A 24,032-nucleotide genomic window follows, 5' to 3' on the forward strand; every position below is an offset into this window, starting at 1 on the left:
ATCAGTCAGGCCGCAGTTAAACTCAATGCAACGGCCATTTATTACCGGGGCCAGGTAAAAAAAGTCAACCGGGGACCAGTAACTGCGCCACTCTTTTTGCTGTTGTCGGCCCCTGGGTCAACCCCAAATGGCCATGGCCGAACGCATATACGATATTGGCATCGGTTTCGCTGCGTTCTATCACAGGCAAAGAGTCCGGCGTTGACGGTCTTGCCCCCATCCAGGGATAAGACTCTGCACTGTCTAATGCCGGAAACAGCTCACGGGCAATCCCATTAATACGGCTAAAATAATCCTGATTTACCGGAATATCATCACTGACCAACTCAGCCCAGCCGCCGATACGCAGGCCATCATCAACCCGGGTGGCCACCACACCACGATCGGCAAACATAAGGGCCCGGTTGATGGTTATCCCGGGCCGGGTATAAGTTAAGTTATAGCCCCTTTCTGCGGTGAGCAGTTTTTTCTGACCGAGTTTTTTTACCAGCGGGCCAGAGTTGACGCCGGCAGCAACTATCACCTGATCAAAACCGGCGCTGTTGCCGTTTTTAAAACTTACCTTTACGCCATGGCCGGTACTGGTTAAGGCGGTGATATCTTCACAGATAAATTTCCCGCCCAGCTTATAGCAATAATCCATTAGCCCGCTGACAATTTTTTTAGGATCGCTTACCGTCATCCACCCGGGAATTAAATAACCGCCGCTGAAAATTTTCGCAAGATCTGGCTCAAGTTCATAGATTTGCTCTGCATCCAGCCGGTGACAGTCAAAACCAAATCTCTGCCGGGCGGCAAACTCTTGCTGGCTTTTATCCAGGCTGGCGCCGCTTTCATATAAATAAAGCGCGCCGTCGCGATGCAAGTGTTCACTTAACCCCGCCGATTGATAGAGTTGCTCGGTATCCTTGTAGACACTCTGGTTAAATTCCCCGAGTTGATTAATGTTTGCCTGGTAGGTTTTTTTATTGGCATTGAGCATAAAACTAACCAACCAGGGCATCAATTTCGGCCACTGGCCAAGGGGCATTTTTAACGGCGCCTTAGGATCGAGCAACATAGGCAAGGCATCAAGCAAAATTCCGGGGGCAGCCAGCGGAAAGATAGCCGAGGCGGCGATATGCGCGGCATTGCCCCTCGAAGGTCCCGCCTGCCCCGGCATCGCCCGGTCAAACACCGTCACTTTAGCGCCACAAGCACTCAGGTGGGCGGCGCAACAGGCGCCAACAATACCGGCGCCGACGATGGCAATATTTTTGCCTTTTAACATATGTTCTGACTTTATCATGCGTTAGCTTTTTTCCTGTATCAGCCCTGTGGCTTAGCGCAGCAAATCATCGGCTTCGCCCCAGCAATCGGACAGGCTGAAACCTTGCGGGTAAGGATCGCTCGGATCCACGCCAATCTGGTGGAAACCATGAATCCAGCCACGGCCGGAAACCTTAGGCAAAACCGCGGTTTTCCCTGCAACTTCGCTAATACCGGTAAAACTGATATCAAAACGGCTGCCGATAACGGAATAGGCACTGTACTTGTCCCCGACGGCAATTTCTCCGCGGGCATACATCACCGCCATACGGGCGCTGTTGCCTGTGCCGCAGGGAGAGCGATCCAACCTGCCGGGAGGCAATACCGTCGCGCCAACAGGCTCGCCGCTTTCGGTTTTATCCACCAGCATGGCATAGGAAATCCCTTTAAGCTGATCATTTTCCGGATGTACTATCTCCTGTTGCCGGTTTAACTGGCGCTGCACTTCGCTGCCGATTGCCACCAGTTTCCTGGCATTGTCCGGCGTGATGCTGATACCTAATTGCCGGCAGTCAATCAGGGCATAAAAGATACCGCCAAAGGCAATATCCACCTGTAAAGTACCGAAAGATTCAGTGTCGACTTTTACATCCAGCGCATGGACGAAACTTGGCGTCATGGTCAGTTCGACCCGCTGGCATTTGCCGTCTTTACAATCGGCGGTAGCGGTTACCAGGCCGGCAGGCATATCAAAAACCACTTGGGTCTGCGGCTCCTGCATCTCGACAATACCGGTTTCAAGCAAAACCGTGGTGGTGCAGATACAGTTGGAGCCCGACATCGCATGTGCCTGATCTCCCTGTAAAATAATAAAACCGGCATCGGCCTCTTCCCGGGTAGGCGGCAGCAAGATGTTAGTACTCATCTGGGCATATCCCCGGGGTTCAAACACACAAAAACGCCTGATGCTGTCGTCAACCTCGTTGATATAGGTCATTTTCTCCAGCATCGTTTTCCCGGGAATATCAATGATTCCCCCGGTCACTACCCTGCCCACTTCACCTTCTGCGTGAGCTTCAACCATATGTAATGTTTTTTTCCAGCGCATGCCGATACTCAAAATAATTAAACACAAACGAATGATATATTGTATACAAAAGATCCGTCAATAGATATTCATGAAAAAACTGTCAGCCCTAGCTAATATTTCACCGATGATCCGCTGCTCACTTCTGCTTATTACCTATCTTACTCATCTCAAAGAAATAAAACCTTCATTTTTCTCCTTATTAAAAATTGTATACAATATACTTAAAGCCTGTTATGCTTTTTCCAATATTCAATCAAGATAACTTGGTTTTTTTCTCATTTGAAAAACCACAGAGGAACATTAATGAAATTTCAAGGCATATATACCCCGGTGATCACCACTTTCGACAGCGACGGCAATATCGACTATACCGCCTGGCAGCAAGTATTAGACAAGCAAATCGAGAGCGGTGTTCACGGTTTGATCATCGGCGGCTCCACCGGTGAATTTTACGGCATGAGTAAAGCCGAACGCCTGGAGCAGTTTGCATTTGCCAATGAATATATTGCCGGCCGTGTCCCCTGGATTGCCGGTGTCAACGACATGCTGGCCACAGAAGCCTATCAATATGCGGCGGCAGCAAAAGCAGCCGGCGCCGATGCCATGTTAGTGGCCGCGCCTCCTTACTCCCTGCCCGATGCGCAGGAGCTGGCACAGCATATCATCCGTATTGATGAAGCCGCCGGTATCCCGATCATTCTTTATAACTATCCCGGCCGTACCGGGGTGGAAATGGACAGCCAGTGCCTGGACCTGATTGCCGACCGTCCCAATATCGTCGCCATTAAAGAGTCCAGCGGCGATGTGAACCGTATCCACCAGTTGACCCTGGACTATCCGCAACTGCAAGTCAGCGCCGGCGCCGAAGATCAGGTGCTGGAATTTTTTGTCTGGGGCGCGCAAAGCTGGGTTTGTGCCTGTGCCAATATTTTCCCAAGTGCCTGTGTTGCTTTCTATCAGGCCTGCGTGGTGGAAAAAGACTTTGTTAAAGGGCAAGAGTTTATGGCGGCATTAATGCCGGTAATGGAATATTTAGAGCAAAGCGGCAAATTTGTGCAATGCGTAAAACTCGGCGCACAGCTACAAGGTTTAACACCGGGTCCGGTACGCCTGCCAATGCTTGCCCTTGATGATGAAATGGCGGCCCAGGTAAGCGAAGTGATCAAAACCGCGGCACAACAATTAGAGCAAATAATGGCAAGCTGATTTCTTGCCTAGTTTTAACTTATTTTTAGCCCGATAAACAATAAGAGGGACTTCCATGACAGACCTACTCACAAAGCAGCAGTATCAGGCACTCGCAGACGAGTTAACCTTGCCTGTAAAGGCCTTTATTAACGGCGAATTTGTTGATGCCGTTGACGGCAACACTATGCCCAGCATCAACCCGGCAACCGGTCAGGTGCTGGCTGAAATCGCCGCCTGTAACCGCAAAGATGTCGATATCGCCGTGGCCAATGCCAAAGCGGTTTTTGAGCGCGGCGACTGGGCGAACTTACACCCCAGCGACCGTAAAAAAGCGATCTTAAGGTTTGCTCAGCTGATTGAAGAAAATGCCACCGAGCTGGCTGTGATGGAAGCCCTGGAAGCGGGAAAACCCATCCACGAATGTGTAAAAACCGATTTGCCGGAAACCGTGCATTGCCTGCAATGGCATGGCGAAGCCACCGATAAGTTATACCAGCAGTTATCCCCTTCCGGCGACGATAAGCTCGGTATGATAGTGCGCGAGCCTTTAGGTGTGGTGGGTTGTGTCTTACCCTGGAACTTCCCGCTAATGATGGCGGCATGGAAACTAGGACCGGCACTGGCATGCGGCAACTCGGTGATCATTAAACCGGCAGAAAGCACCAGCATGACCACTTTGCGTCTGGCGGAACTCGCCCTGGAAGCGGGCATCCCTGCCGGAGTCTTTAATGTTTTACCCGGCCTGGGGCCGGATGTCGGCGAACCGTTAGGCTTGCATCCGGATGTGCAGATTGTCGCCTTTACCGGTTCCACCAATACCGGCAAACGTTTCCTGGAATATTCGGCAAAAAGCAACTTAAAACGCATCGTACTCGAATGTGGCGGCAAAAGCCCGAGTGTGGTGCTAAGTGATGCCGAAAACCTGGATTCTGTGGCGGAAAACATCGCCGCTGCCGCCTTGTGGAACATGGGACAAAACTGTACTGCCAATTCCCGCATCATTATCCACAAAGCCTTAAAGGCCGAGCTCACCGGGAAAATCATCGAAAAAATGGCCGACTGGCAAACCGGCGACCCTCTCGATCCCCAGTTTATGCTAGGGGCCATTATCAACCGCGGCCAGTACGATAAAATACTGACTTATATTGAAACCGGCATTACTGAAGGCGCTACCCTGCTCATGGGCGGCGCACCGATTAAACTTAATGACGGCTTATTTATCGCGCCGACCTTATTTGATCAGGTAACCCCGGAGATGACGATAGCGGTTGAGGAAATCTTCGGCCCGGTATTTTGCCTGATGGAAGCCGAGTCTGACGACCATGCGCTCGAGCTTGCCAACCAAAGCTGTTACGGCCTGCAGGCCTCTTTATATACCGCCAATGTTAAAAAGGCCCATCGCTATGCCCGTAAACTCCAGGCAGGTACGGTATCGGTAAACTGTTTCTCCGAAGGGGATATCAGCACACCTTTTGGCGGTTTTAAGCAGTCGGGATTTGGCGGCCGGGACAACTCGCTCCAGGCCCATGATCAATACAGTGAAGTGAAAACCGTCTGGCTTGATTTAGCCGACTAACGTGAAAAGTTTGCAGTTTTAACAACACCGCGCCATTTTTCTCCCTGTGGCGCCGGTGTTGTTATTTTAAACATGCCCTACAACTGAGTTTTATTTGCTTAACCCGGCATCTTGATGAGCTCAGACACCTCAAGCGAACCTTTTACCTCAAGAAAAGGACAATCCCCGGCGATTGCCAGCGCCGCTTCGATAGAGTCCGCTTCAATGATGGTATAACCCGACATGGCCGTGGTACTGACGGCAGTCACCTTGCCGTCGGGATGAACGGTATGGGTGTTTTTTATCGGGTTGGCGGGGCTGATGGCCGCATCTGCCAGCGATGACAGCCAGGCCTGGTATTTGGCGAAGTGCTGCTTGCCTTCTTCCGGGGTGGACGGCTGCTCGCCGCCAAGGTAAGTGATCAAAAACTGAGGCATTCCTTTCTCCTTTATTTCGCTAATGACCTGATAATAATAGCTGTTTATTTGCCATTACCTGTATGCTCATGTTTTATTTGCTCTGGTGCCGACTCTCCCTGGCAACCTTTATTTATAAAACCGCTCACATAAACCGGCAAAAACCTGACCGGCATCAGCTTCGATAATATCGCCATGGGTCACCACAATCCGGTCAAAATTCCAGTTTTTGACCCGGGTAACAAAGGAGGCAAAATCGGTTTTATTTTTAATGGTAAAACCCATTTTCAGCGGCGGTGCCACACACTTGCCTTTAAAACCCAGGGGACGGAAGATACATTTAGTGATCACACCTGCCAGGCCGGGCGGAGTTTCATCACTGTGGTTCTGGATAAAGTCGGTGACGATCAGTGATTTGGTTTTTTTATGAAAAAATACCGATTCATTAAAAAATGACACCCCGGGCATATATTCGCGCTCAAGATCATCACGCCAGATATTATCAAAAGCCTCATCAAGCAAGTGATATTGACTCAGGCCTAACTTCTTCGGAATGCCGCCACTGACATAAAGCCCGGCCTCGGGAAAAGCGTCCTGCCATTGCTGCAGCCAGGAATTATGGCCGTTGCTGGCACCAACAATAAAAGCAACCTGCCCCTGGGCTTCAACCTCCTGCTTTAACTCAGGGGAAAGCGCCGTCGGAGAATGCAGCCATAACCGGCCGTCGCTTAACCTGACAATGGTCATGCGCAGTCTCAACGGCGCCCCCGCCATGCTCATCACATCTTCATGAACCCAGATATCTTCTCCGATATTTCTCATAATACGGCTTTCCTTATCGTGATCCCCAGTGAAAACAGGCAAATGGCCAATTTAGGCTAAACCTGCTGCAACTTATCACAGCTTGCTGTTTTATTTAGGTATTGTGACACTATATATTGAATTTTTTGTTTTAACCAATCCGGTCCGGCATCCGACATATCATTATGTCTGGCATCGGCTATTCTCACCACACAACTGCCAAACAACTTTTGTTCGCCAGGGGTTGGCAACACCCCTTTATCGGCAGCAAAGTCACTGGCACGCACAGAAAGCACCGAGATATCCTTGGTTTTTGGCAGTGCTACCCTGCGGTGATCTAGGGTAATAATGCTGTTAATATAAGCCTTATGCTTTTCGTTTAACCAGCCATTGGCCAGCCAGGCAGAGATATCGCCGCCGTTGGAATGCCCCGCCAGGGTGAGGGCATCAAAATTATAACCGGGTAACTTCTGCTTTAAGGTTTGTTGTATAAAGGCTAACGTCACTGCGCCCCGCTGCCAGTTCTCGCTGCGGGTTTCAAATAAGTTCCCGCTGACAGACAAGGCCGGATCGCCAGGTAATTCATGACCGATAGCCACCACCAGATACCCTGATTGGGTAAAGGTTTCGGCCAAAAAAGTATATTCGCCGTGGGCAACGCCGTAACCGGCACTCAACAGCACTACCGGGCAGGTACTTGCCCGGGTACATAGCTGCTTATTCTTTGGATAATAAAGCTCGGTAGGTACTTGCCGGTTTCGCGACTTATCAACAAGGACAATATTTTCCGCCCGCGAGAAAAATGAAAAAACGAATGTGGTCAATAAAATAAAAGATGAAAACTTCAACGAATACTCCGTTTGTTTTAATAGTTGTTATTAAATAGCTTTACCAATTCGCAAAGCATACTCTAGTTAGGCAGACAGTTAAAAGCGTAATAAATAAGTAGCTGATTTCATAAAAGATATAAACCCACCTTAAGCCGGTTAACCTTAATGCTTATAAATCTTTAAAAGCTTTAAAATTGGCGACACTGTCGGCACGTTTGCGGGCAGTCACCCGTGTTTTAGGGAAGGTATCCGGCGAGCTAAATTGCGCTTTCATGCGGCCATGCACATGGGTATCTTCGGTGTTAGTGTATTTACCGGGAAATAAATTCCCCGTCTGGTAATGCTCGTCTTTAAAACGTCGCATCACCAGCGGACTGCTTTCCCTGGTGGGAGATTGCGCCACCTGCTGCCTTGCCTGCTCGGTAACTTCGCACATAGCACAAGGCGGTTTGGTGCCTGCCACCACCATATTCAGGTGATCCGGCGGTGGCGTATCTGAGAACACGGTAAAACCTCTGGCCGCCTTGGTACGTTCAACTTCCACATCGTGATGTTTTAACACATCTTCGACAATGCGCTGCTCGGCATGTTTACCTTTGGTATTGGTAGCCATGTCGATAGTACCGCCGCCCTTAAGGCTTGAGCGCAGGTTGCGGAACATGGAGCTGGTACTTTTTTGCCGGTTTTTAAGGCCATACATATAACTTTCGGCGCTGCCGGTACTGTCGGCATTTTGCTGCTCGTAATGGTCGGCAATTTCCTGGCGCGCCTGACCGGCAAAGTTACTGAAAACACTGTCATCGCTCACAAATTGATGCAGCTGGCTCAGGTGACGGGCCTGCTGATATCCGACGCGGGATTGCTCCAACAGTTTATCCCGCTCCTCATCACTTTCGGCAAATAACGCCTGGCTGACATAACCTTCTGACTGCCCTTCCAAGTCTTCAACCGTGCTTTTGACCAAACTTTTATCTGACAGCAACTTTTGTAACTGGGCAGGAATATGACTGTCGTCTTCGGCATTGGTACCTATGATCAAACGTCCGCCGATAACAGTAGACTGGGCCTCCGGCGTATTGGCTTTTCTCTTGCGGCTTTTGTCGGTTTCCGAACTGCTTTTAAAAATATCATTGGCTATCAGGGCCGAGGTACTGGTCCAGCGCAGTACCTGGGCAACCCGAGCTTCGCCGCTAAAATCCGTATGTTTTCCCAGCATATGCCCCTGCTGCAAAGTGGGATCTTCATTAAAGGTTGAAGGTTTATGGGCGTGAGCACCTTTTTCCGATACATTTATTACGGTGCTGGCGCTGCTGGTTTGCAGCGATTTCGGCAAAGGCCGGGAAACAAGTTTTGCCCTAGTCGTATCCATGGCACAGACAAGTCATTGGTTGAAAGTACGGGAGATAAGCAAAGCAATTAATATTCCAGCGCACACAGGGGGTTAGTCGTATGAATTAGCGCGTTAAAGACAGGTGATAACAATAAAAAAGGGTAAATTTTAACCCACAGGCACGCATCAGGTGGGTTATTGGCCGGTAAATACCGCTACTTGTGGCTTAAGTTGTTCCTGGAAATTCAATGCTGTGCTCTGTTGGCTGAGGTGTTATCGTCATCACCTTAACGCCGTCAGGTGATTCAAACCTGTGCCAAACACCTTGCGGGATCACCAGTATCTGTCCGGCAGATAAACTATGAGCCTTTTCCCGGTTATTTTCCAAAAGAATAAGCCGGGTATTACCGGCTATCACTTGAACAAATTCGTCCCCTTGAGGATGCCTTTCCCATTCGCTAAAACCAGAGTAATCGGCAATATACACTCCTCCATCCCGATATTCGGATAATAAAGCAAAAGCATCTTTTGCCGCTTCATCTGTTGTTTCCGGTGTTCTGTTCTTTAATGGCTTAATACTTGAGAATTCATTTGCAATGGTAATGGCTACAGACTGCGGCATTTAATTATTCCTTCCTGGTGAATAACACTTTAATGATTTGAAAATAATAGCGATTTAAAGAGATAACAGCCAGACGATATTACGCAGCCTCCTTCATTATTCCCCCTGGTGCTTAAACAAAAGCGGATACGGATAATAAAACCTCGACAGCTCTTTTCTGACTCGTCTTAACTCGGCAATTGGCTCAAATTTAACCTGGCCCAACGCATAGCTCAATTAACAAAGCCACAGCTTCCTTTGCTGGCACTAGTGTACTCTACCGGCACAACAAAGGCAGCAAGTTGATGATCTACATAGCATACTGCCAGCTTAAGTGAGTTTTCACCTGGGCCTGTTAATCAGCATTTAACATGAAATGAAAGCAGCATCGCCAGCCCGGGATCTCTTCTTTCCACCTTAATTTCTCCCTGCTGCGCCGATACCAGTTCATTCACTAAGGCCAGGCCTATCCCCGTTCCCTGGGTGGTCCGGGTTAATTCATCGCCGCCACGATAGAAAAGTTCAAAAATCTTACTTTCCTGCTCCAGGGTTATTCCTTGACCATAGTCCCGTATTTCCATTTGGATCAGCTGCTTAGACTTGGGATGCCGGCGAAAGATAAAATCAATTTTTTGCCGGCCGGCATCATTGACCTGCTCCTGGTCAAAAAACTTAACGGCATTGTCAGTAATATTAATGATCACCTGGGAAAAGGCGTCTTTATCAACAAAAACCAGCATCTGCTCGGCGTCAGCTATTTCAACCATCATATTTTGCCGAAAGCCATGCTTGTCAATTATCGACGATGTTTTAGAGCGAATAATATCCAGTAAAACCGTCAGCGGCGTATGCTCCGGCTGTACAGCCTGTTGCTGATGGCTAAGTTTAGAAAGCTGCAGAATATTATTGATCAAACGCGTCAGGCGCTCGCTTTCAGCATAGATAAACTCGTAATACTCTTTCTGATATTCTTCGGATATGACCGTGCCCTCTTTAAGCATTTGCGAATACATTTGAATGGAGGTAAGCGGGGTTTTTAGCTCATGGCTGACCGAAGAGACAAAGTTAAGCCTCTGCTCACCTAATGCCAGCTGCTTGACACTCAGACGATAAAAGCCATAACAGGCAGACAAAATCGCCACAATCAGCACAATAATAAAAACGCTGCTATAGACCATAGCCGGTGTCATAGGGAGCGAGTTGGTCGACAGGGACAGGGAATAACCATCATAAGGCCAGCGCAGCATATTACTGTATATGACTTGTTGCTGAAAACGCGGATCTGCTTGTAACCCCTGACTCACTTTTACCTGGCCGTCAGCCAAGTTTTGGGAGAAAAAGTACTCAGCCCCTGTGGAGTAGTTTACATCCTCCAGTGTAACTAATACCGGGCTATCAAAGCTTCTGTGTGCCAGCTCATCGGCGAATAGTTGGGACAGGTAAGGTTTGCGCTCCACCAGGTAACCCTGCAATCGCGTTTGCTCGGCCACAGGCACCACCCGGTAGAAAATAAAGTAACCGGGAATATCAAAAGCCATAGTAAATAAATACTGCTTTTCACCTAAGCCACGGTGGAGCAGTTGCTGTATTGTTTTGGATTGAGACAGGATCTGATAGATGTTAACTGCCGTTTCTTTGCGTACCAGCAATTCAGGGCCCAACGCCGGGTTTAACTTCTGCTCTGATAGCTGTTGCCCGACCTTATCCGCATCATCTCCAGACAGGCTGCTGTCGGATAAAACATAGGGCCAGACCGGACTGTTAAAAGCTCCCTGGCTGTTATATTGAAAAAAACCGACTAGTCCGTTGAGTTGTTGCGAAATTTTTGGCTGGGCAAAGTCTAATTGCGCCAGAGGCGACAACACCTGCTGCGATTGCCGGGTAACCGGATTATACACCTGCTGATAATACTCAAATGCGTCCGCCGACAAGGCGTTGGTGAGCATTCTTCTTTTCGCCAAGGTTCTTTCTGTTACCTGAACCAGGCTGCTTGCTTCACGCTGATACTGTTCGAGTAAATTTTTCTCGATTTGCAAAAAACCGAAATACAGCAAGATCCCCAGGGGAATTAATAAAAACAGCAAAAAACCTATGGCTAAATAACGTAACCGGCGCAAGCGCTGAGCATAATTAAGTAATCGATTATTTGGAAAAAACCGCACTTTAACTATCTACCCTTTTCAATAACATCCCGTTAAACAACATACAGCTGATAGCCTTCACCGCGGTGGGTCACTAAATGCCGGGGAGATTTGGGATCTGTCTCTATTTTCTTGCGGATTTTGGCGATATGGATATCAACCGTGCGCGTATCGATATCGCTGGTGGTTTTATAGCCCCATACCTGCCTGAGCAACTCATCGCGGGAAACAGGCTTATGCTGACGCTGCAGATAATCTAAGATCTCCACTTCGCGGCGGGTGTATTTTATTTTCTGCTGATAAGAACTGCCGGTAAGGGTTTGCGTACAAATAAACACACCATCACTGAGTACCAACTTATTATCAGTGCCGGTCCAGCCCGAACGCCTGATCAGAGCATTGACACGCAACACCAGTTCAGAAGTGGAAAACGGCTTGGCAACATAGTCGTCAGCGCCAAGCGTCAAACCGTTAATAATATCTTCTTCAGAATTTTTTGCCGTCAACATCATAATGGGCTGGGTGCGGGAGTGCTGCCTCAGCTTATTACAAATTTCAAAACCATTGATAGACGGCAGCATCACATCCAGGATAATGCAGGCATACTGGTCGGCCAATGCCCGGGTTAAGCCTTTTTGGCCATCGCTCTCGCTTTCAACCTCATATCCGTGAAAGATAAATAAATCGGTCAGGCCTCTTAAGATATGGGGTTCGTCTTCTACGATAAGAAGTTTAGGTTTGATGCTCAAATTATTACCTTATTGTTGTTATTGATACTGCCGGGAGAAGCATCCAGGGTGATTATATCCTAAGTGTTCAAGATACAGGGTTTGGGCAAAATCGCGTGTAAACTTTTGTAAAATCTCCCCCCGTCTAATTTTTACTTTTCCTGCCCGTTTTAACGTTAAGCACCTTTCTATAGTAGCCCTATCAGCACCTCTTTATAACAAGCATGAACATTAATACATCGAATAGATTATGGATATAGGTAGGCCGAATAAAAAAATAAATTAAGTAAAAAAATACTGCTGATAATCAGCCTGTTAATCACATTAACCCTGATTTTATTCTTGCTGTTTAACCAAAGCCGACCCTCATACCAGGCCAATAAAGACAGCTTGTTAATCGCTACCGTGCAACTATCCCAAGCAGGAACCTAGTGAAGGGTTACGCCATAGTTAGGACATTACTATGCAAATAACTAAGCAAATAACCAAGAAGTAATTAAAACTTGGACAGCCCAAATTGTATTGATGACTAAGCCAGGCTGGTGGCAGCGGTTAACTGCAGCCGCCCGGCTTATTGCTTATCAATAAAAAAACACCACGCTTTCAGGTATCCGGCTCTACATAAGCCTATTCAAGTGTGACATTCTTAAGTGTGATGATAATTTCTTCCTGATTTATCACAACACTGACTTTATGGCCAACAGGAAAACCGGCTTGTCGCAGCCACTTGCCCCTGAGCACAATGCAAGGTTCCAGATGAACCGGAACATAGTTAATGCCGATACCGCGGGTTTTCCCTGCTGACTCGCAGGTGGTCTCCAACACGGTAAGTTGTCGATAAATAGGATATTTTACTTTTGCCGAGCCTGGCTCTGACGTATGATGACATTCAGCCATGACGTACTCCTGATTAGTTCGTTGTGGTTAGCGACCTCTGAGTGTTGGCGCACTCAGGGGTTGCGACTTTGATTGTTGCTGTTACGGCTTTACTTGCAGGATAACAGCGGTGTTTTAATCGAAAATATTGAGGTAAATGCTCTCCTTTGTTGAATGGGTAGCACTCTAAATAAAGACCATTAAACTGGCTAAATCAACAGTAAAAGGGTCTTTATTTATAATTAATTTGAGATGGATTTCTCATGAGATATCATTGCTTGAACAAGCTAACGTACGAAACATAAATTTACTTGTTTATCATAAGCATAAGAAAAAAAATCTGGCTAACAACTATATCGTTGCTATTAAAATGTTCATTACATTTTTCTTAAAAACTAACGCAACACTCATCGGCTATTTTTATCATATTTATTGTCTATATCTGCAGCGCTAGTCCGACAATTTTGCCGGGCACGAAACTGTTTATTTTCATAACCATAGAACCTCAAGATTTACTAACAGTTTTGGACACCTAAAAATTTATATGCTGCTGACAAACCATATGCAACACATGCAATAAGGAAGTCACCTTTGTTTTTTAGTTTTCTGCTGAAATGGACATAGTAAGCGCATAAAAGTGCTAAATGAATCGCAATAACTCCTGATAATCATAACAACCAAACAATTAAAATTTCATTTAAATAAAGGTAAAAACCATGTTAACATGCTTTCGCAACACAAATTGCATACAATATAAAGTATAAGGAAATGTAATAATGAAATCTAAATTAAAGCTTTTCGCGCTTGTTTCTACTATGACTTCAGCTTTTGTTTTTAGCACGGCGTCTCAGGCTAATTATAGTTGTTGGGTAGATGGCTGGTATGCTAGCTGTATCGAAGGCGGCACACCTGAGAGCTTTTGCAAAAGAATTGCTGATGACCTGAGAGAAGAAGAGTGTCGCGGTACTGGCGGCCGTAATTAATTGCTCGGCAATATTTGGTTTCTGCCAAAGTCCCCTTAAAGGTTCTTTGGCAGCTTTTGTACCTCGAACCACCATATCAAGTGCTGAGAAAGGCTGTAAAAACGGCGGACAGCCAAAAAGCTATTTATAGCGATTAAATGTATATTCTTACTCTATCGCATAGCGGCTTGACCATTCCTCGGACAGGTTTTGTTATGTATAAATCTACTCAACTACATCTTTTAAATAAAAAGACCTTTCAATTATAACTGCTTCATCTTCTGTAAAGTCAGTTTTCGTGAATAGCCTTTTGAAGCTTAATAGTAGAAAAGTTATTGCCAATAGCGCAAAGAAAAAAGACTCTAAATCCATGGCATATAGATTGGTACAATAATGCCAACCTCTACAATAAGAACCTCCCAAAAAAGAGATAGCAGACAAGATAATGGCCGCCAATAAATAAATGCATGTTAATCTCAATTTGAATACACCTTGTACCAAGGCCTGTGTATGAAGGTATCAATAAAAGTTTCGACGCGCAGCAGTATTTATGAAAATCCCTGCATGACACTCTTGTTGTATGAGTATTTAGCTGCGAGATGCATCTTTAAGCCGAACATGGATATGTTGAATTTTTCCAGCATGAATTACAACATCCTCCAAGCCTGAATACTCTATACGCTCACCAGCTTGAGTTTCACCTTCAAAGTCAAAATCGAAATGGATAATGCCAGGTTTTACTTCCTCGACACTTTTAACTTTCCATTGGAGTTGTTTATAAGAGCCATGATGCACTCGTTGCATGGCCATAATATCGTTGACTCCAAGAAACAATTCATGTTTCGCGGAATAGAATGTCGAGTGCTCACAAAACATTTTTGTTATCTCATCAAAATCGCTTTCATTTGATAATTTAAAGTAGCGGATTGCAATATCCAAAGGTTTCATGGTTACCCCAAATTTTATTAATAGTTATATTTGTTTGATATATTCCCATAACGGAAATGGCTAAAAAGCTAATGACTAGCGCTAGATATCTCATAGAAGCATAGTACCGTAATATACGGACTTTAAAAACTCGGGCTTCGCCTACCCTTTTATAATCCGTACTTTGCCTTGTTATGAGTGATTAGTGCCCAAATTGCCAGTAGCTTTTAGTCTGATTAATGTCCGACTTTGTTGATTAAAATGGATTATCTCTCCCTTCTGACAGAGAACCCCATAACCAGCTTCAATAGAAAAATCGATGGCAACCATGCCAATAATGGCGGAGCAGGAAAAACCACATAGAAAATGACTAAGCCAATCAAAATGACCGATGCAGCATTAATTTCTTGTTGCTTCAATGTCTCGGTATAATTTACGAATAGCCCGGCAACAATTGTGAATGCTAACAGGCCGAAGCAATACCATGCATGCCCTACGGCTAAAACCAATAAACCAATATGAATGAAATGCTCAAACAAAAACATCACTCTTTTCTTCGGTTTATTTTTGTACCACTGCTGACTGGATTTTGTAAAGTTTCCTATGGCTCCTGCAATGATATCGAAAGCCATAAGCATAAATAAAATTGACTGCCAAAGAGCGATATCGGTTAACTCAGCTGAGTTGTAATAGCCGATTAGCGCGAGCAATACCGTAGTTACACTAAATATTGTCAATTTATCTTTTTGTGTCGGTGTTTCGCCTAAAAACTCTCTTGAAAATGCTGATAAGAAGTTAGCCATCTGGTCCGCCTTGTCGTGAATAGTTGCTGAATCTTATTTCGACCAACTGGTCGATATAAATATTCTAGACATCCCGATTAAGATGTGTCAATCTTTTTCGTACACTCGGTCTAAATAAAAGAAAAAAGATAGTTACCATGCCTAAAATTGTTAATCACGAAGCATATCGAGAAGACTTAGTCAGTCGGGCGGCAAGCTATTTTGCTGAATATGGCTATACCGCTACCAGCATGAGGAAAATTGGAGATCATCTAGGTGTGTCAAAAAGTGCGCTGTACCACTACTTTCCCAACAAGGAGTCTTTATTTCTCGCTTGCACAGAATTCATGATGACGAGGGCGGAGTCTGATTTTTCTATTCCTGGCGATGATCCTGTTGAAAGCAAAATTGAAAAACTAACAGAAATTATGAGACGTGATTTCGGCTCTGAAATATCCATAATGGTTGATTACATGCGCGGAAAAAACAAAGCGGAAATAGCAAACGACAAAGCGATGAAAATTGCCCTTGAGGTTTATGAAAGAAGTGTCTCGGCTATTGTAGGCAAAGAAGAAACCCAAGCCACGCTCGCGAAGATATTGGGTACACTGTTTCTGGAATATATGCGAGGGGAAATCTAGGCCTGCGTAAATCGCCCACGGCATAAAAGGACACTATTTGGGAAGGGAGTGGCTCTTATAGCCGAGAGCGACTTAGTGAGTCATACCAACGCCTAAATCATGGGAGCCGTAAGCTTCCCATGAATCTAGTTGTTTTGTGTTAACTGCTGAATTCGCGTTGCTTCTATAGTTCTTGCATCAGCTGAATATAATTTCCGCACGTATCGTCAAGCACGGCAATCATGACGTTTCCTGCTTCCCTGGGGGGTATCGAAAACTCTACCCCCAGATTGGAGAGTCTCTCATACTCTTTTTCGATGTCATCAACAGCAAAGGAGGTCCATGGAATACCGGCCTCTTTCAGGGACTGTTGGTACAACCTTGCAGGTTCAAAAGCCATAGGCTCTAGTAAAAGCTCTACTCCAGATTGCTCTTCGGGGGATACTACCGTTAACCACTTGTACTCTCCCAGGGGGACATCTTTTTTCTTGATAAAGCCTAATACTTGCGTGTAAAAATCTAACGCTTTTTCTTGATCCTCAACAGGAACACTCGTGACGTATATTTTGATCATATCTTCAAAACTCTCTACTAAACTCAGAACGCTTTAAGAATAGTCAGGATCAGATCGGAATACTTATTCTAGATTGCTGTTATGGAGGCGCCGATACTCTCTTGGAGTATAACCCGTACACTTTTTAAAGACTGATGAGAAGGTTGGCACACTTTCATAACCAATATCAAAGCAAACCTGAGTGACAGATAAACCTTTTCTTATCAGGGTCTTGGCCTTTGAGATACGTAAATCTCTTAAATAGGCTCTGGGTGTTAAACCGTACACGCGCTGAAACACTCTGACGTAATGAAATCGAGACATAAATGCCGCTTTAGCCAGATCATTTAGCTCTACCCTTTCAGAATAGAATTTCTCCATGAAAGCCTTTGATTGCCTTACTTGTACATACTGCTCTGGTCGTAATGAATTATCGCTATATATACGATCCAGCTCACTCTCAAAATATGTTTTTGATTTTTTAGACATAGAGTTTCATCAGGAATGTCTAACGCCCTAAACACCGGGCGATTTGTAGTTGCGAAGCAACGGAAAATAGCTTCGAGTAATTTGCTTGTTATGTGTTACTTGATTGGCCACTTTTTTCTCTTAACGACTTATATGCTAAAAGTAACAACATAGGTAATGCCGTGAAATCAATGAAAAGTATTAACCAAAGATACTGCTTAATTTCAGATTCACCGATAGTAAAACTGCCCGATAACACAAATACTAAAGTAACAATAGGTACTGCCGATGGGCCTCCCTTTCGAATATTACGCCTGATAAACAATACCCAGTTTAGTGCCCCTATCAAGAAGCCCACCAAAACTATAACAATTCCGGCAATTTGCAATTCAATCCCTCATGACACATAACACAGGCCTAAACGGCGAGCAACTTGTTGCTAGTCCAGCGCACAAAGTGCGCGATGTTTGAAGCCCTTGTTAAGTACCTTAAACCAGTTCCAATCTAACACTTTGCCACTCGGCCCAACAATTTTCAGGATCTATATCAGCATACCCTCTTTCTTGGGCTACTTTCTCAGCAACATCAAATGGCATAGCCATACATTGCGAGGAGTCCCTTATACCTATAGCTTCTTGCTCTGTTAAAGGAGACCCCTTTTTTTCTTCAGCATTTAGTAAAACCGCGACCAAAGCGGGGACATGAACTAACTTTAAATTTTCTTCATTTTGTGAGGTCAAAATATAAACTCATTTTCTTGGTACTTAACAGCTTAACAGTCGGCAAAAACCGTATTTAAACACTGTTTTTTCCCGTCTATAAATAATTTAACAAATTGTAAAATATACATTTACCTATATGATATCAAGCCATTGGTGTTATTTCGAAAATTAAAGAAATAAGGAAAATACCTTTTTTTCCGTCTAATAAAGCCATCAATTAAAGAACACCTATACGGTATAAAAACACAGCCCCCCAAAAGGACAGTATCAATGTCCCAATCTCCATTCTTAGCCTATATCAATGAATTTATGATCACCCGCAGATATGCCAAAAGAACCATAGAAACGTACCTTTACTGGGTGAAGAAATATATCCTTTTTCATAACAAAAAGCATCCTTCAGCTTTAGGTGAGCATGATGTTGGGCATTTTTTAACTTACCTGTCAGCACAAAACAATGTTGCTCCAGGCACTCAAGCAATAGCCCTGAATCTGGATTTCAATAAATCATCACAACAAGCAAAGCTACCTAGGGTACTTACACAGGAAGAAATAACAGCCTTATTGAATGCGGTAGCAGCACAATATTCTTTACAGGCTCAACTCATATATGGCAGTGGTTAATGGAAACAGTAAGAATGCGAATTCAAGATATAGATTTTGATTATCTATGCCTGTTGATATGGCCTGGTAAAGGCAATAAGCACCGCAGGGTCACCTTAGCCAAAGAGCTGGTTGAAGCGCTAAAGCACCAAATAAGCAGCTGCAAAAAGTATTACAACGTGGCTGTGACATTCGTACTGTGCAAGAACAGTTGGGTCATATCGATGTGCGTACCACTCAAATTTATGCCCATGTCATCCAGGCCGGGGCCAATGGGGTGCGCAGCCCTTTAAGTGATTTATAAACAAAAAGGCCGGCATTTATCTAATGCCGGCCTTACACAAAAAACTTAACTATTTACAGCTTAGTTTCAAACAACTTGTATATACGGCGATATTCATCCAACCAGGAACTTGGCTGAACAAAGCCATGCGGTTCCACCGGATAAATTGCTGTTTCAAAGTCTTGTTTTTCCAACTCAATTAATCTTTGCACCAAACGCACGGTATCCTGAAAGAATACATTGTCATCTACCATAGGGGCATTGATCAGCAATGGCTTGGTCAGACCTTCGGCGAAATAAATCGGCGAACTGCGCTCATAGGCAATGGCATCGTCTTCCGGGGTATTCAAAATATTGGAAGTATAGCCGTGGTTATAATGTGCCCAGTCAGACACTAAGCGAATCGCCGCACCGGTCTGGAATAAGTCAGGGTCGGTAAAGAGCGACATCAAGGTCAGGAAACCGCCATAAGAACCACCGTACGTCCCTACCCTGTCTTTATCAACATTGGCATTCTCTACCACCCAGTTCACCGCATCACGCATATCCTGCACTTCCGGTTTACCCATGTGGCGGTAAATGGCGGTACGCCAGTCACGGCCATAACCTTCCGATGCCCGATAATCAGGATCCATCACCACGTAGCCTTGCTGGGCCAGCATGCTGTTAAACATAAATTCACGGAAATAAACCGACCAGCCCAAATGGGCATTTTGCAGATAACCGGCGCCATGGGTGAACATCACCGCGCGGCGTTTTTCTGCACTTTTATCGAAGTTCTTCGGCAGATACACTTTGGTATATATCGGCTGTTCCTGATGGCTTGAAGGAATGGCTACCACGGAAGGTGCCGTCCACGGCAGGCTCAGGAATTTCTCAGAAACGGTATGAGTTAAACGCACCGCTGTTGCCCCGGCAACGGCATCTTGCACATATAACTCCGGCGGCATGGTAATTTCAGAGTGTTCTATTAACAGCTTAGATTCATCATTGCTCAGCTGGTAATCGTTTTTTCCGCCCAGGTCAGTCAGCGCGGTAACTTCACCTTTGGCAATATCTAAGGAATAGATTTCATAAATGCCCGGGTGCTTTTTATTACCTTTAAAGTACAGGGTTTGCTCGTCTCTTGATAAGGTCAAATCACGTACTTCATACTTACCGCTCGTCAGCTGGCTGGCTTTTTCACCTAAGGCTTTCACGTAAACATGAGAGTAGCCGCTTTCTTCTGACAGGTAATAAAGCTTATCGCTGTTATTTAGCCAGCCAAATTCGTTAAACGACCAGTTGATCCAGGCATCGTCGTGCAACCTGTGCTGAGAAACCAGGCTGTTGTCTTTAAAGTCTACCGTGGCAATCCAGCGGTCTTTGTTATCCCAGGCTTCAAGCATTACCGCCAATTGCTGGCCGTTTTTATGCCATTGGATCGGGAAGTTGGCGCGAATCACATGAATATCACGCGGCTGTTTTTCCGAGGTATATTCTTTGCCCTCACGCTGATGGTTTTCTTCACGCACTTTGGCCAGCACATCCTGGTCAAAACCGGGTAAGCTCTCATAGCTCAGCTCAGCTTTTTCCATGCTGTTTAAATCCAACATCAGCAGGGTTTCACTGTATTTGCGGTTATCAGATACCCGCGAGCGCACCTGCTGTGACTTTATCTGGGCATCACCGGCAATGTAGTTGGGCATAATATCGTTCGGATAACGATCCGCCACGTCATCGGCGATGCTGACAAATAATTTATCCCCGGCAGGCGATAAGCTGGCGTGAACAATTTTATTGCCTTCGCCCAGATAAAAGTCTGTTTTGGTGATGGCCTTGTTGCCTTTTTTCAGCGCGTCTTTTTGCTGCTTGGCTAACTTGGCATTCCTGTGTTGCAGGGCAACATAGTCGATTAACTTGTGCTGCTCTTTGCCGATATAGGTATCCGGCTCCTTGATGCCTTCCGGCTCGTCGGCAATCAGTAAGTTGGCCAGCTCGGTTACCTGGTTGGTTTTAAGGTCATGGCGATAAAAGGTATTGCCCGCCCGGTAGGCGATATTGCCATCGGCAAGGAACATCACAGAATATTCATAAGCCGAAGTAAAGGTTAACTGGCGAACTTTCTTGCTGGCAAGGTCTTTAACAAAAACATTACCTTCAAACTCATAAGCTTCCAGGGTGCCGTTATCATTGGTTACCGCGTACATATCAGAGGCGGCGTGCATGTTGGCTAATGACACCTGCTCGCCATTGCCTTCACTACCGGTCGTTTTGCGGTACAAGTCCCTGATCGGAGAGCCTTCACGTTTTTGTTTGAAAAATACCGTCTGATTGTCATCTCCCCAGTACCAGGACTCGGGCGCACGCCCTAACCAGTCGGGATCTGCCATTATCTGTTTCAGGGTAATAGTATCACTGCTCTCCATACCGGCTGCAGGCGCGGCTTTAACCACTGCGTCAGCTTTTTCCGGTTGGCTGACAGATGACGGGGTATTTTGATTAGCGGCACAAGCAACCAGAGAAAAGCTGATTGCGGCGGCGAGTAATTGTAATTTCATAAGATGTAGATGCTTATTGTTATTAAAATAACGTCCGGTGTTTGGGAAAAATTCAATGCGCTCAATAATAAAAGTATTCGCCGTCAATGTATACGGCAATTACCGCCGTATTTCCCCCGCTTGTCGCAAACCAAGGTAGAGAAAACCCCGTACCTGTAAGCATAACTGTACGTTTAAAATTAACATGCTAACGGCGGCGAATTTTGCTATAATCGCGCGCCCGTTTCGCGCTTACGTTTCCATCAAGTCAGCGGCAGGTGCAAAAACGGTAAGTATTTATAGGTGTTTTATGAGCGAAATCATAAAAGCCGCTAGATGAACTGAAACACAGGCAAGGCCAGAGCAAAAAATATGATCCCATTACCGCAAGTAAAGTTATTCGAATATCCCAAATACTGGGCGGAATGTTATGGCTCTGCGCCATTTTTACCTATGTCACGCCAGGAAATGGACCAATTGGGGTGGGACAGCTGCGACATTATCCTGGTTACCGGTGATGCCTATGTCGACCACCCTAGCTTTGGTATGGCGATTATCGGCCGTATGCTCGAAGCCCAGGGCTTTCGGGTCGGCATTATTGCCCAGCCCGACTGGCATTCCAAAGACGCCTTTATGGAGCTTGGCAAACCCAACTTATTTTATGGCGTTACCGCGGGCAACATGGACTCGATGATCAACCGCTATACCGCCGAACGCCGCCTGCGTCATGACGATGCCTATACCCCAAATAACGAAGGCGGCAAACGCCCCGACCGCGCGGTACTGGTGTACAGTCAGCGCTGTAAAGAAGCCTACAAAGATGTGCCTGTGGTCATTGGCGGCATAGAAGCGAGCTTGCGCCGCATCGCCCATTACGATTACTGGTCCGATAAAGTACGCCGCTCGATTTTATTCGATGCCAAGGCCGACCTGCTTATTTATGGCAACGCTGAACGCCCGTTGGTGGAAATTGCCCACCGCATCGCCAAAGGCGAAGATGTTAAAACCATTACCGATGTCCGCGGCAGCGCATTTCTGGCCAAACAGCCCCTGCCCGGCTGGAAAGGCATAGACTCGCGCAATATCGACAAGCCCGGCAAGATAGACCCTATTCCCAGTCCTTATCAGGACATGAGTGCAGCAAGCTGCGACAGCAATAAAGAACAAAGCAGCGCAGACGATATCGCCAAAGATGTTTCCAAAACTCCTCAGGTGGTGGAAATATCCGAGCATATCAGTGCCAAATACCAGAATAAAAACTGGGATAACAAAGCCAAACCCTGGCTAACCACCTATATTAATTTACCTACCTATGATCAGGTAAAGAGTAACAAAGTGCTTTACGCCCATGCTTCGCGTATTTTCCATCAGGAAGTGAACCCCGGCTCAGCCAAACCTTTAGTGCAAAGCCACGGCGACCGCATTATCTGGTTAAATCCGCCGGCCTACCCGCTAAGCACCCAGGAAATGGACGATGTCTTCGGCCTGCCCTACCAGAGGGTACCGCACCCGGCCTACGGCTCGGCCAAAATCCCCGCCTATGATATGATCAAAACCTCTATCAATATCATGCGCGGCTGTTTCGGCGGCTGTACCTTCTGCTCCATCACCGAGCACGAAGGCCGTATTATCCAGAGCCGCTCGCAGGAATCTATCATAGAGGAAATTGAAGACATCAAGGAAAAAGTGCCCGGCTTTACCGGCGTAATTTCCGATCTCGGCGGCCCGACCGCCAACATGTACAAGTTAAACTGTAAAAGCCCCAAGGCCGAGGCCACCTGCCGTAAGCCTTCCTGTGTCTGGCCCACCATTTGCGGCCATTTGGATACCGACCATACCCCGACCATAGAGCTGTACCGCAAGGCCCGTAAGGTGAAAGGCATTAAAAAAATCCTGATCGCCTCGGGGGTGCGCTACGATCTCGCGGTGGAAGACCCCAACTATGTTAAAGAGCTGGCCCGTCATCATGTCGGCGGTTATTTAAAAATTGCCCCCGAGCACACCGAACAGGGCCCGTTAAGTAAGATGATGAAACCTGGTATGGGCAGCTATTACAAGTTCAAGGAAATGTTCGACTTCTATTCCAAAGAAGCCGGTAAAAAACAGTACCTGATCCCCTACTTTATCTCCGCCCACCCCGGCACCACAGATATGGATATGATCAATATGGCGCTGTGGTTAAAGGAAAATAACTTCAAGCTGGACCAGGTGCAGAACTTTTATCCGTCGCCGCTGGCCAATGCCACTACCTTGTACCATACCGAGCTGGACTCGCTGAAAAACGTGAAAAAGCACAGCGACGCCGTCACCGTGCCCAAAGGCGGACGGCAGCGCCGCTTGCACAAGGCGATTTTACGCTACCATGATCCCGCCAACTGGCCGATCATCCGTGAAGCCATCACCAAAATGGGGCTGGCGCGTAAGCTTATCGGCTCAAAAGAAGGTTGTTTGGTACCGGCAGAGAGCCGTGCAGAAAAAACCATGCAATATACCAAAGGGAAAAATAACGCCAAGGGCAATAAAACCTCTCCGGGCCAAAACAGGCCGGGACAAAAAACACCTGGGCGCACGAACCGGACAAATGGCAAAGGCAAAGCCAATCCGGGGCTGACCCGCTTTAGCAGCAACCAGTTTAATGACCGTAAAGGTCCGGGTTCAAAACCGGGCCGAAAAAAGGGACAAAAACCCGCGTAACGGATTAACACAAACAAATTTTTAATTAACTCACACCTTGTTCGGCACGACTTTATATCGGCCTGTTCAAGGTGAATCAAATACAAAAGGATAAA

At 46.1% G+C, this 24,032-nt stretch carries 21 protein-coding genes and 1 pseudogene; 6 read left to right on the top strand and 16 right to left on the bottom strand.

The features are described 5' to 3' along the window. Positions 1-64: 64 nt before the first annotated feature. Both QL234_RS13180 and QL234_RS13185 read right to left on the bottom strand, forming a co-directional pair. The gene (locus QL234_RS13180) at positions 65-1,288 is read right to left on the bottom strand and encodes an FAD-binding oxidoreductase (RefSeq protein WP_281558295.1); all 1,224 of its coding nucleotides are present in this window, start codon (positions 1,286-1,288) and stop codon (positions 65-67) included. A 33-nt stretch (positions 1,289-1,321) separates the two neighbouring features. After that, positions 1,322-2,356, bottom strand: coding sequence for a proline racemase family protein (locus QL234_RS13185; RefSeq protein WP_281558296.1), 1,035 nt, complete (start codon positions 2,354-2,356; stop codon positions 1,322-1,324). 285 nt (positions 2,357-2,641) lie between these two features. Between QL234_RS13185 and QL234_RS13190 the strand changes: the two genes are divergently transcribed. Both QL234_RS13190 and QL234_RS13195 read left to right on the top strand, forming a co-directional pair. Then, complete coding sequence (locus tag QL234_RS13190) at positions 2,642-3,544, top strand: dihydrodipicolinate synthase family protein (RefSeq protein ID WP_281558297.1); 903 nt, start codon at positions 2,642-2,644, stop codon at positions 3,542-3,544. A 55-nt stretch (positions 3,545-3,599) separates the two neighbouring features. Further along, on the top strand, positions 3,600-5,102 hold the full coding sequence (locus QL234_RS13195) for an aldehyde dehydrogenase (protein WP_281558298.1): 1,503 nt from the start codon (positions 3,600-3,602) through the stop codon (positions 5,100-5,102). A gap of 98 nt (positions 5,103-5,200) precedes the next feature. On the opposite strand, the gene QL234_RS13200 is transcribed toward QL234_RS13195, so the two are convergent. The 8 genes from QL234_RS13200 to QL234_RS13235 all read right to left on the bottom strand — a co-directional run bounded on the left by QL234_RS13200 (position 5,201) and on the right by QL234_RS13235 (position 12,825). After that, positions 5,201-5,518, bottom strand: a complete 318-nt coding sequence (locus QL234_RS13200) for a hypothetical protein (RefSeq protein ID WP_281558299.1) — start codon at positions 5,516-5,518, stop codon at positions 5,201-5,203. A gap of 108 nt (positions 5,519-5,626) precedes the next feature. Further along, positions 5,627-6,319, bottom strand: a complete 693-nt coding sequence (locus QL234_RS13205) for a DUF4336 domain-containing protein (protein WP_281558300.1) — start codon at positions 6,317-6,319, stop codon at positions 5,627-5,629. Between the two features lie 56 nt (positions 6,320-6,375). Then, positions 6,376-7,146, bottom strand: coding sequence for an alpha/beta hydrolase (locus tag QL234_RS13210; RefSeq protein WP_281558301.1), 771 nt, complete (start codon positions 7,144-7,146; stop codon positions 6,376-6,378). A gap of 151 nt (positions 7,147-7,297) precedes the next feature. Beyond that, positions 7,298-8,497 (bottom strand): hypothetical protein, encoded by a 1,200-nt coding sequence (locus tag QL234_RS13215; protein WP_281558302.1) that lies wholly within the window; start codon positions 8,495-8,497, stop codon positions 7,298-7,300. Between the two features lie 187 nt (positions 8,498-8,684). Beyond that, complete coding sequence (locus tag QL234_RS13220; protein ID WP_281558303.1) at positions 8,685-9,080, bottom strand: cupin domain-containing protein; 396 nt, start codon at positions 9,078-9,080, stop codon at positions 8,685-8,687. A 338-nt stretch (positions 9,081-9,418) separates the two neighbouring features. Then, the gene (locus tag QL234_RS13225) at positions 9,419-11,221 is read right to left on the bottom strand and encodes a histidine kinase dimerization/phospho-acceptor domain-containing protein (RefSeq protein WP_281558304.1); all 1,803 of its coding nucleotides are present in this window, start codon (positions 11,219-11,221) and stop codon (positions 9,419-9,421) included. A 32-nt stretch (positions 11,222-11,253) separates the two neighbouring features. Continuing rightward, on the bottom strand, positions 11,254-11,949 hold the full coding sequence (locus QL234_RS13230; protein ID WP_281558305.1) for a response regulator transcription factor: 696 nt from the start codon (positions 11,947-11,949) through the stop codon (positions 11,254-11,256). Positions 11,950-12,555: 606 nt separating this feature from the next. Next, positions 12,556-12,825 (bottom strand): SymE family type I addiction module toxin, encoded by a 270-nt coding sequence (locus tag QL234_RS13235; RefSeq protein ID WP_281558306.1) that lies wholly within the window; start codon positions 12,823-12,825, stop codon positions 12,556-12,558. Positions 12,826-13,580: 755 nt separating this feature from the next. Here QL234_RS13235 and QL234_RS13240 point away from each other — a divergent pair. Beyond that, entirely contained in the window at positions 13,581-13,787 is a 207-nt protein-coding gene (locus QL234_RS13240) for a hypothetical protein (protein WP_281558307.1), read from the top strand. 567 nt (positions 13,788-14,354) lie between these two features. On the opposite strand, the gene QL234_RS13245 is transcribed toward QL234_RS13240, so the two are convergent. Together QL234_RS13245 and QL234_RS13250 are read right to left on the bottom strand one after the other, a co-directional pair. Further along, the gene (locus QL234_RS13245) at positions 14,355-14,714 is read right to left on the bottom strand and encodes a hypothetical protein (RefSeq protein ID WP_281558308.1); all 360 of its coding nucleotides are present in this window, start codon (positions 14,712-14,714) and stop codon (positions 14,355-14,357) included. A 245-nt stretch (positions 14,715-14,959) separates the two neighbouring features. Next, positions 14,960-15,496, bottom strand: a complete 537-nt coding sequence (locus tag QL234_RS13250) for a hypothetical protein (protein WP_281558309.1) — start codon at positions 15,494-15,496, stop codon at positions 14,960-14,962. 137 nt (positions 15,497-15,633) lie between these two features. On the opposite strand from QL234_RS13250, the gene QL234_RS13255 reads away from it, so the two are divergent. Beyond that, positions 15,634-16,116 (top strand): TetR/AcrR family transcriptional regulator, encoded by a 483-nt coding sequence (locus QL234_RS13255; protein WP_281558310.1) that lies wholly within the window; start codon positions 15,634-15,636, stop codon positions 16,114-16,116. Positions 16,117-16,279: 163 nt separating this feature from the next. On the opposite strand, the gene QL234_RS13260 is transcribed toward QL234_RS13255, so the two are convergent. The 3 genes from QL234_RS13260 to QL234_RS13270 form a co-directional block, all read right to left on the bottom strand. Further along, positions 16,280-16,669, bottom strand: a complete 390-nt coding sequence (locus QL234_RS13260) for a VOC family protein (protein WP_281558311.1) — start codon at positions 16,667-16,669, stop codon at positions 16,280-16,282. Between the two features lie 63 nt (positions 16,670-16,732). After that, a complete protein-coding gene (locus QL234_RS13265) occupies positions 16,733-17,137 on the bottom strand; it encodes a helix-turn-helix transcriptional regulator (RefSeq protein WP_281558312.1) in 405 nt (134 codons plus the stop codon). Positions 17,138-17,604: 467 nt separating this feature from the next. Next, positions 17,605-17,856 (bottom strand): hypothetical protein, encoded by a 252-nt coding sequence (locus tag QL234_RS13270; protein WP_281558313.1) that lies wholly within the window; start codon positions 17,854-17,856, stop codon positions 17,605-17,607. A 252-nt stretch (positions 17,857-18,108) separates the two neighbouring features. On the opposite strand from QL234_RS13270, the pseudogene QL234_RS13275 reads away from it, so the two are divergent. Further along, positions 18,109-18,745: pseudogene (locus tag QL234_RS13275) on the top strand (phage integrase N-terminal SAM-like domain-containing protein). A gap of 53 nt (positions 18,746-18,798) precedes the next feature. On the opposite strand, the gene QL234_RS13280 reads toward QL234_RS13275, so the two are convergent. After that, on the bottom strand, positions 18,799-21,264 hold the full coding sequence (locus tag QL234_RS13280; RefSeq protein WP_281558314.1) for a prolyl oligopeptidase family serine peptidase: 2,466 nt from the start codon (positions 21,262-21,264) through the stop codon (positions 18,799-18,801). A gap of 351 nt (positions 21,265-21,615) precedes the next feature. Here QL234_RS13280 and QL234_RS13285 point away from each other — a divergent pair, with 351 nt between their 5' ends. Beyond that, complete coding sequence (locus QL234_RS13285) at positions 21,616-23,937, top strand: YgiQ family radical SAM protein (protein WP_281558315.1); 2,322 nt, start codon at positions 21,616-21,618, stop codon at positions 23,935-23,937. Positions 23,938-24,032: the final 95 nt, after the last annotated feature.

Origin of the sequence: Thalassomonas sp. RHCl1 (genome assembly GCF_947387555.1) — a bacterium.
Taxonomy (GTDB): domain Bacteria; phylum Pseudomonadota; class Gammaproteobacteria; order Enterobacterales; family Alteromonadaceae; genus Thalassomonas.

Bases quoted from the DNA above. Each gene is read 5' to 3' on its own strand.
- QL234_RS13235 (WP_281558306.1), bottom strand. From the start codon at position 12,825: ATGGCTGAATGTCATCATACGTCAGAGCCAGGCTCGGCAAAAGTAAAA.
- QL234_RS13265 (WP_281558312.1), bottom strand. From the start codon at position 17,137: ATGTCTAAAAAATCAAAAACATATTTTGAGAGTGAGCTGGATCGTATA.
- QL234_RS13250 (WP_281558309.1), bottom strand. From the start codon at position 15,496: ATGGCTAACTTCTTATCAGCATTTTCAAGAGAGTTTTTAGGCGAAACA.
- QL234_RS13200 (WP_281558299.1), bottom strand. From the start codon at position 5,518: ATGCCTCAGTTTTTGATCACTTACCTTGGCGGCGAGCAGCCGTCCACC.
- QL234_RS13240 (WP_281558307.1), top strand. From the start codon at position 13,581: ATGAAATCTAAATTAAAGCTTTTCGCGCTTGTTTCTACTATGACTTCA.
- QL234_RS13185 (WP_281558296.1), bottom strand. From the start codon at position 2,356: ATGCGCTGGAAAAAAACATTACATATGGTTGAAGCTCACGCAGAAGGT.
- QL234_RS13190 (WP_281558297.1), top strand. From the start codon at position 2,642: ATGAAATTTCAAGGCATATATACCCCGGTGATCACCACTTTCGACAGC.
- QL234_RS13180 (WP_281558295.1), bottom strand. From the start codon at position 1,288: ATGATAAAGTCAGAACATATGTTAAAAGGCAAAAATATTGCCATCGTC.
- QL234_RS13195 (WP_281558298.1), top strand. From the start codon at position 3,600: ATGACAGACCTACTCACAAAGCAGCAGTATCAGGCACTCGCAGACGAG.
- QL234_RS13280 (WP_281558314.1), bottom strand. From the start codon at position 21,264: ATGAAATTACAATTACTCGCCGCCGCAATCAGCTTTTCTCTGGTTGCT.
- QL234_RS13245 (WP_281558308.1), bottom strand. From the start codon at position 14,714: ATGAAACCTTTGGATATTGCAATCCGCTACTTTAAATTATCAAATGAA.
- QL234_RS13220 (WP_281558303.1), bottom strand. From the start codon at position 9,080: ATGCCGCAGTCTGTAGCCATTACCATTGCAAATGAATTCTCAAGTATT.
- QL234_RS13285 (WP_281558315.1), top strand. From the start codon at position 21,616: ATGATCCCATTACCGCAAGTAAAGTTATTCGAATATCCCAAATACTGG.
- QL234_RS13205 (WP_281558300.1), bottom strand. From the start codon at position 6,319: ATGAGAAATATCGGAGAAGATATCTGGGTTCATGAAGATGTGATGAGC.
- QL234_RS13255 (WP_281558310.1), top strand. From the start codon at position 15,634: ATGCCTAAAATTGTTAATCACGAAGCATATCGAGAAGACTTAGTCAGT.
- QL234_RS13260 (WP_281558311.1), bottom strand. From the start codon at position 16,669: ATGATCAAAATATACGTCACGAGTGTTCCTGTTGAGGATCAAGAAAAA.
- QL234_RS13215 (WP_281558302.1), bottom strand. From the start codon at position 8,497: ATGGATACGACTAGGGCAAAACTTGTTTCCCGGCCTTTGCCGAAATCG.